Below are 8,768 nucleotides of genomic sequence, written 5' to 3' on the forward strand. Positions count from 1 at the left end.
CGAGCAACATGATGATCCTTATGCGCGGGGCATTTATTATCCTTATGCACGGGGATAGTCCCTTGCGAGCATCACAGATAAACCGCGGCAAACCAAGGTTTCCATATCATCGACACGATTGATTTTCATCTCAGCTAAGGGCGCGCTCAATGCCATTTGCTTTAAGCTTTCGAGACAGCCTTTGTAGTAAGGAGCGCTATTCATCATACCGCCAGCAAGCCAAATTCGATTGGGATTAAATAAATTAACCGCCCACGCTAATCCCATGCCGAGATAACTGCCCGCGCGATATAAATCATCCTGAGTGGAGATTTTGCGGCTGCGTACTGAATCGCCACTGGCCAGTTGCTCTAAACTAAACTCGCCAGATTCTGTCATCACGCGACAAGGCCCCAACTCCCCCGCCACGCCCGTCGCTCCCGTAAAGACTTGTCCATTAAAGGCAATAGACATACCGATCCCAGTGCCGCACATGACCAATAACTCACAGGCATATTTGGCATCACAAGTCGCTTGCATACCCGCATCGATATCGTTGCAGATAAACTTAAGCTCACCCTGGGTTTTGACTGTATCGAAGCTCAATCCATTGAGTCCAGGTAAAGATTTACAAGAAACCAAACGATTATTTTGTACCAGTCCAGGTACGGCAATCGCTAGTTGGTAATGCTGTAAATCATAATCACGTTCAAACGCCGCGATTTGATTATTTAACTCTTCAATTTTAAAACCTTCACCTGTGGGGATTTTATATTGTTCTGTATGTCCCGCGAGATGAAGTTCGAACAGGGCTTTGGTACCGCCCACATCTATTGTTAGTATTTGCATCGCTTACTCCACTGATACATGTGCCCCACTCTGACCCCGAGTAGAGATGGCAAATGTTAGCATAGGGTCCAAATGTTAGCGATTGAATAAAACTTAAGTTGCTAATTTTTAAGGAACAAGTCCTAATTAAAACATGACCAACCTTTTATTTAATTCACTTTTCATGCTCAAAATCACATAAATAAATTAACAATAAACTCCATAACCTCAAGCGTCTTACCTGCACAAATTCACGATTGTATACAAAATCCTTTATTCGCTACCCTTGCATCTAGCGCGCTAGACTTGCGATAATCCGAGCCGGTTAAAACTCAAATCAACATATACCCAAGCTACCTGAAGATACGAGTTTCAGAGCGCCTAGGGTGCTTCAATTCAAGGCGTATCAATGACAGAATGTCGGCTGATGCAACACGGAAGTGAAGTGCCCTAGACGCTCCGTCCCGGCGGTTTTTAACGCACTTTATACTGCGTTGGTTATTTTTAACTTAGCCCACTAGGTCTGCAAATAACCGCCTTGCCTAAAGTGCGTTAAATTACCGCTGAATCCTGCATCTTCAGGTTGTTTGGGTATAAACCATTCATCCTTAGGCGATCTTTGCCTACCGACTCGCATAGCATGCCAGTCTCTATTGGAGCCCATATGTCACAATCAATCGCTAACCGTCTCGGTGCTATTCGTAACGAATTAACATCTGCTAATCTCGATGCTTTTATTATTCCCCGTGCCGACGAATATCTGGGCGAATATGTGCCGGCACATAACGAACGTTTGTACTGGGCAACCAACTTTACCGGTTCGGCGGGTATGGCTATCGTATTGAAAGATAAAGCCGCAATATTTACCGATGGCCGCTATACGGTTCAAGTTCGTTTGCAAGTCGATGCCACACTTTTCAGTTATGAAAGCCTAACCGATACACCACAAATTGAGTGGTTATGTGACACGCTACCAGCAGGGTCTCGCGTTGGTTTCGATGCGCGCTTACACACCTTAGCTTGGTATGAAAATGCCAAAGCAACCTTAAATAAATCCCAAATCGAATTAGTTGCAGTTGAACAAAACCCTATCGATTTGCATTGGCAGAATCGGCCAGCACCGTCGAACGCGCCTATCACTTTGTTTAGCAACGAGAGTGCTGGTAAAACCAGCCTGCAAAAACGCATTGAAATTGGTGCATTAGTAAAAAAAGCCGGTGGTGATGTCGCCTTAATCGCCGCCTTAGATTCTTTCTGCTGGCTACTCAATATTCGCGGCAATGATGTACCGCGCCTGCCCGTTGTACTCGGCAGTGCCCTGCTCCACGCCAATGGCGATATGCAGCTTTTCACCGATTTAAGCAAACTCCCAGAGGGCATTGAGGAGCATGTTGGTGCTAGCGTAAGCTTTAAGGGCGAGGCATCTCTTGCCGATACACTCGCCAGCATGCAGGATGTAAAACTACTTGCCGATCCGAATTCTGCAAACGCTTGGGCACAAAACATTGCCCGTGAGGCAGGAGCAAAATTAATTGCCGGAATCGATCCTGTCGCTTTACCTAAAGCGCAGAAAAACGCCGCAGAACTGGCCGGCATGCGTGCCTGTCATATCCGCGATGGTGTCGCCGTGAGTCGATTCCTTGCATGGCTCGATGCCGAAGTGGCAGCCAATCGCATGCACAATGAAGGCACCCTTGCGGATAAATTGGAAAGCTTTCGCCTAGAAGATGAGCGTTACCGCGAGCCAAGTTTCGACACGATTTCAGCTGCTGGTCCTAATGCCGCTATGTGCCATTACAATCACAACAATGGCACACCAGCCATGATGACAATGGACAGCATCTACTTAGTGGATTCTGGCGCTCAGTATATTGACGGCACGACAGATGTGACCCGTACCATTGCGATAGGTGAAGTGACCGATGAGCATAAAAAAATGGTCACGCTGGTGCTAAAAGGTCATATCGCGCTAGACCAAGCTCGCTTCCCAAAAGGTACTTCAGGCCAGCAGCTCGACGCCTTCGCCCGCCAATATCTATGGCAACATGGTTTTGATTACGATCACGGCACAGGCCATGGTGTGGGTCACTTTTTAAGTGTGCACGAAGGTCCGCAGCGCATAGGTAAAAATGTCAACGGTATCGCATTGATGCCCGGCATGGTGCTTTCCAACGAGCCGGGTTACTACCGCGCCGACGATTTCGGTATTCGCCTAGAAAACCTCGTCGTCGTTCAGCACTGCGAAGCACTTAAAGGGGCTGAGCGTGAAATGTATGAATTCGATGCGTTGACTATGATCCCTATGGATGCGCGCCTTATTGATAAGAGCCTGTTAACGCAAGGGGAAATAGACTGGTTTAATGCTTATCATCAGCAAGTCTTCAATACACTTTCTCCGTTGATGTCAGGGGATGAATTGGCTTGGTTAAATCAAGTAACTAAAGCAATTTAGCACTCCGCTGATAAATAGCGATTTAAGTCGTTATATTAGTCACTTACGCGCTATAAAATAGAACGCCCAAGGCAATTAGCATTGGGCGTTTTTTTAGCGCTATCAGTGTGTTTTAAAACCCACGCCTTATTTCAAAACCATGATTTCAAAACACGATTTAAAAACATGAGTCGCTAAACCATAGTAGGTTGTGCCATCGGCTGATAAGCATCATCCAGCGATGCTTTAGACAACACTTCAAAGTCCTGATGAATTGCCATAAAACAATCGACTAATTCAGGGTCGAAATGCTGACCTTTGCCTTCAATAATTAACTCGATAGCCTCTTGGTGGCTAAAGGGCCGCTTATAACATCGGGGAGAAGTCAGCGCGTCATAAACATCAACTAGGGCCACTATCCTCGCCGAAAGCGGAATATCTTCACCTTTCAAACCAAGGGGATAACCACTACCATCCCACTTTTCATGGTGACCCGAAGCAATATCGCGGCCCATCTGAATAAAAGTACATTGGGGCGCATATTCCAACAAACTGCGTAGCACTTGTCCCCCGATCACAGGATGAGCTTTAATTTGCTCAAACTCCTGCGGCGTTAATTTACCCGGTTTAAGCAGAATCGCATCGGCGATACCGACTTTACCTATATCGTGCAAAATGGCCGACAAACTAATGTCTTGAATATAATCTTCGTTCAATTCTGCAGGAGGATTGGCGGCCAGTAGTCGCTGCGACGCGAGCATTTTCGAATACTGCCGCATACGTAGCAAATGCGCGCCCGTTTCGTTATCTCTGTATTCGGCGAGTTTAGCTAAGCCTAATACGGTAGCTTGGCGTGATGCTAAGGTTGAATCGAGTGCGTCAGCCAACTTACCTAATAAATAAGTGATGGTTAACGTCAACATGGCATTGGTCACGATAAAATTGACCACGACAACGGCCCAAATACCGACACTATAACCTTGGGTTTCAGGCCAATTGAGCCAATTAAAATGATAGGCAAAACCAATCAATACCAAACTTAGCCCATTCAAACACTGGGCATATAAGCTGGCTCGATTTCCTAAAAAAATACCGACTAACGGCGGGAAAATAAATAACCAGAAAAAACCAGCTCCCGAAGGGCCAATCGCAATTAAAAAACCGATGCCGATAGCAAAACCCAGCAAGCAGCCACAGCCAAAACGCGTACTATCAGCAAGCTTAGGAAAATACAGTAAAAGCAGTAAAAACAGATAAGCCAGCGTATCAAATACCACCATAAACCAGAGATCGGCGATGACGCATAAATACACACTAGTGATATATACAGGCACGCAGAGAATCGCTAGAAAGCCAAATAAACGTTCAAAGATCAAACGTCGCCAATGTGGCAGTGCCGCCGCTGTTCCCAAGGACGCTGTGGCTAATTTAGTTACACCACGCCTAAGTGATATCGCCATGGGAAGTTCCTCTTATGTAGCATTCCCGCTGTGAGCTAATAAACTAGAAGAGCAAAATCAAGATACACCACTGAAGCAAGGAAAAATAAACCATCTTTTGTTGCCCATTAAAGAATAGACTAAGGCCAATAAAGCGCTCCATGAATACTGCGATATCAAGCCGAATCAACGACATTAGTCCAATATCATCGAACATAATTTATATTTAAGATGAATGACAAATACCCACTCAAGACATAAAAGAATAACCCTATACAAAATACTAGAATTAACGATTTAACAGGATAAACGCTCGTTTAACTCCACATTCTCACTACTTAAAAACTTTATATATTGCAATAGCTTATAAATACGACGAACGATTGATTTTCACCTGTCAGCCATGAGAAACCGCTCTCCTATACCCACACAAAAATGATACTCTTATCACATAACAAGCTTACTCCGATGAGAGTCAGCACAAGAAAATTCGCGCCTAACACCGCGTCCTGAACCCTAATGAACCACATCGGCCCTGAATGGACACACTAAATGAGCCAGAGTAACGCCTCAGCGAATAAAATAGTTAATACACAGAGATCAGATCAAGAAATCCGCTTAACACCACAAGATGAACTCATTTCCACCACTGATACTCGCGGTATCATCACTTACGTCAATGCCCGCTTTGCCGAAGTATCAGGCTATAGCGATCAAGAATTAATTGGCAGTGCCCATAATATGGTGCGCCATCCGGATATGCCGAGCGCCGCCTTTAAAGAAATGTGGGAAAAACTTAAGTCAGGCCAATCTTGGCGCGGCATAGTCAAGAACCGCTGTAAGAATGGTGGCTTCTATTGGGTTGATGCCTTTGTTTCGCCCTTGTTTGAAAACGGCACTATTATCGGTTACCAATCGGTGCGCATTCAGCCTCAAGCCGCCTACGTCACGAAAGCTAATGAGATTTACCAAAGACTCAAATTAGACAAATCCATTCCTAAACCCTTAAGTTTAATGCAAAAACGTATCGTATCTGCGGTTGTAGCCTCCACAGGTTTACTGATCGCTGGCTACTTTTGGGGCTGGGGCGTAATTATCGCAGGGGCAATTCTGATGAGTTTAAACCTCGCCATTTTCTACGATGAGGCCTTTCGTATTCCCGCTAAACTGATTGAAATGCAAACCAAATATGACTCTATCAGTCGTTACATTTACTCGGGTGCAGATACCTCTTCTATCCTCGATTTCCAGCTCATCATGCTGCAGGCTAAAATGAATGGCGTACTTGGGCGCACCCAAGATCAAGCCAATCAATTACATGCAATTGCCGATCAATTAGTGGTCGCGACCGAGCAAACCTATGTCAGCCTAGATCAAGAGAAAAGTCAGCTAGAACAGCTCTCTGGCGCGATGGAAGAAATGAGTTCAACCATCACAGAAGTGGCGCAGAATACCCATCTCACCTCCACTAGCATCAATACCGCCTATGATCTCTGCCTTAAAAGCAGTGCCAACATGAAGGCCAACACTCAAAAAATGGAGCAACTGGCAAAGTCTGTTGCCGATGCCACCAACAATGCCCATCAATTAAATAAAGAAGCCGAGCAAGTAGCTAATGCGATGGGCGAAATTGACTCTATTGCCGAGCAAACTAATCTCCTCGCCCTCAATGCCGCGATTGAAGCTGCCCGTGCGGGTGAACAAGGCCGTGGGTTTGCCGTGGTCGCCGATGAAGTACGCGCCCTATCGAGCAGAACCCAGCTATCGACCAACAGTATTTCTAAGAGTGTCGATAAGATGTTCACTATGCTCAACGCATGGGCCAAAGAAATGGAACAAAGCCGTCAACATGCGGAGCGTTGTGCCAGCGATATTCAGCTGTCCGCCGACAATGTAAACACCATTTACCAAGAAGTGAGTGACATCCACACCTTTGCCCAACAAAATGCAGTGGCAGCCGATCAACAGCGTCAAGTGGTCAATGAGATCGCCAGTAATATTCACTCCATCACCCATGCCAGCGCCGAGAACTTAGCTGCAACCCATCTGATTGGTGATGCAGCCCATCTTCTTAAACACAATGCCGAAAAAGCCCTTGGCCTGAGGCGCACCTTCGGCTAAACAATAAGTAAAAGATCCAAAATACCGCAGCCTAGGTTGCGGTATTTTCTAATGTAGCGAGCTTTAATCCGTATTGTTGAGTCCATATTTTACTCAACCCTTGTATAGATCAATAAGACCTAGCCCACCTGAACCAGTGCCAAGCCTTTTATCCCCTCCTGATGAAATGGTGCAGATAAAATGCCAAAACACTAAAAAGTACAGGTTTTAACCGAAATTTTTGCTATACTCCGCGCCCGCCATTTTTCTTATAAAATCTGTGTGGAAGAATGAGCCAGCCGGTACACCTCTCTCCTTTAGACGAGTGATAAAGAGGCTAGTGGCGCTTGAATGTTTGAATAAGTGAACGATAGGAATCCAAAATGAGATTTGAATCTTTTAGTTTTTCCCCCGAGATTTTGCGCGCTATCTCAGATTGCGGTTATCAACAAATGACGCCTATTCAGCAGCAAGCGATACCTGCTATTCGCCGCGGCCAAGATGTCTTAGCCAGTGCCCAAACCGGTACGGGTAAAACCGCCGCTTTCGCGCTGCCGATCCTACAAAAGATGGTTGAAAAACCAAGCGAAACGCTAAAGTCGAATGCCCGCGTATTAATCCTTACGCCAACCCGTGAGCTTGCAGCTCAAGTGGCTGACAACGTTACGGCTTACTGCAAGTACTTAAACTTCAGTGTTTTAACCATTTACGGCGGCGTAAAGATTGAGACTCAAGCGCAAAAGCTGAAACGCGGCGCCGATGTGATTGTTGCCACCCCTGGTCGCTTACTTGAGCACCTTACCGCCTGTAACTTAAGCCTGTCGAACGTCGACTTTTTAGTGCTAGACGAAGCCGATCGCATGCTCGACATGGGCTTTAGCGCCGATATCCAAAAGATCCTTCAAGCGGTAAATAAGAAGCGTCAAAACCTGTTGTTCTCGGCCACTTTCTCAAGTGCGGTGAAAAAACTCGCCAACGACATGATGGTTAAACCGCAAGTGATCAGCGTTGATAAACAAAACACTACAGCCGACACCGTTAGCCAAGTAGTTTATCCGGTTGAACAACGCCGTAAACGCGAACTGCTTTCTGAGCTTATCGGCAAGAAAAACTGGCAACAGGTATTGGTATTTACTGCGACCCGTGAAGCCGCCGATACGCTAGTCAAAGAATTAAACTTAGATGGTATCCCATCTGAAGTGGTCCACGGTGAAAAAGGCCAAGGCAGTCGTCGCCGCGCACTGCGTGAGTTTGTGGCGGGAGATGTACGAGTGCTGGTTGCCACCGAAGTTGCCGCCCGTGGTCTGGATATTCCAAGCCTTGAATACGTAGTCAACTATGACTTACCTTTCCTCGCAGAAGATTATGTACACCGTATCGGTCGTACAGGCCGTGCAGGAAAAACAGGCGTAGCCATTTCATTTGTGAGCCGCGAAGAAGAGCGCACCTTAGCCGATATCGAAAAATTGATTGGCCAACAGATTCGCCGCGTCACTGTGCCAGGTTATGAAGTTGGCAGCCGCGAATTGCTATTAAAGCAATTGCAAACCCGCCGTAGCTTTGCCAAAAAGCAACAAAGAACCGACAACGTCGGTGCTCAAGTTGCTGCTGAGAAAAACATGCAGGGCCGCCGCGTAAAAATGAAAGTTGGTCAAGCACCGAGCAAAGCGAAAAAGCTGAAATAAACAACTAACATAGGCAATGCACCTCGCCTATCAGTCTCGTTATTAAAGCAAAAAGCGTCCCAAGGGATAATGCCGTTCACTTAAGAGTGAACGGCATTTTTCTTTGGTCTAACCGGAAACTTGTTTTTGCTCATTTTAAGAACTCGTGGATATGCCCTTTCCCGTTTACCATCCAGCTTAAATTGCCGTGCATTTCGTTCTATATCCAATACGTCTCTCGGGACATTCCCCGGTGTTTGTGATGGCAGTTGTGTCAACTTGAAGATGATATAACTCGCCGCATCCCGAAAACTCAGTTGATTGGGG

General features: G+C 46.1%; 5 protein-coding genes and 1 pseudogene. 3 read left to right on the forward strand and 3 right to left on the reverse strand.

Going from position 1 to position 8,768, the window contains the following annotated elements; genetic code table 11:
- Window positions 1-42: 42 nt before the first annotated feature.
- A complete protein-coding gene (locus L5M17_RS21135) occupies window positions 43-828 on the reverse strand; it encodes an ROK family protein (protein ID WP_212600785.1) in 786 nt (261 codons plus the stop codon).
- Between the two features lie 643 nt (window positions 829-1,471).
- Here L5M17_RS21135 and L5M17_RS21140 point away from each other — a divergent pair.
- Complete coding sequence (locus L5M17_RS21140) at window positions 1,472-3,259, forward strand: aminopeptidase P family protein (RefSeq protein WP_263149056.1); 1,788 nt, start codon at window positions 1,472-1,474, stop codon at window positions 3,257-3,259.
- A gap of 173 nt (window positions 3,260-3,432) precedes the next feature.
- On the opposite strand, the gene L5M17_RS21145 is transcribed toward L5M17_RS21140, so the two are convergent.
- A complete protein-coding gene (locus L5M17_RS21145; protein ID WP_263149057.1) occupies window positions 3,433-4,698 on the reverse strand; it encodes an HD-GYP domain-containing protein in 1,266 nt (421 codons plus the stop codon).
- Between the two features lie 531 nt (window positions 4,699-5,229).
- Here L5M17_RS21145 and L5M17_RS21150 point away from each other — a divergent pair.
- Together L5M17_RS21150 and L5M17_RS21155 are read left to right on the forward strand one after the other, a co-directional pair.
- Entirely contained in the window at window positions 5,230-6,798 is a 1,569-nt protein-coding gene (locus L5M17_RS21150; protein WP_131523609.1) for a methyl-accepting chemotaxis protein, read from the forward strand.
- A 362-nt stretch (window positions 6,799-7,160) separates the two neighbouring features.
- Window positions 7,161-8,462, forward strand: coding sequence for a DEAD/DEAH box helicase (locus L5M17_RS21155; protein ID WP_028761337.1), 1,302 nt, complete (start codon window positions 7,161-7,163; stop codon window positions 8,460-8,462).
- 80 nt (window positions 8,463-8,542) lie between these two features.
- Here L5M17_RS21155 and L5M17_RS21160 read toward each other — a convergent pair.
- Window positions 8,543-8,768, reverse strand: a pseudogene (locus L5M17_RS21160) (IS4 family transposase); the annotation flags it as partial.

The sequence above is a fragment of the Shewanella sp. SW24 genome (assembly GCF_025653395.1).
GTDB classification, from domain to species: Bacteria; Pseudomonadota; Gammaproteobacteria; order Enterobacterales; family Shewanellaceae; genus Shewanella; species Shewanella oncorhynchi.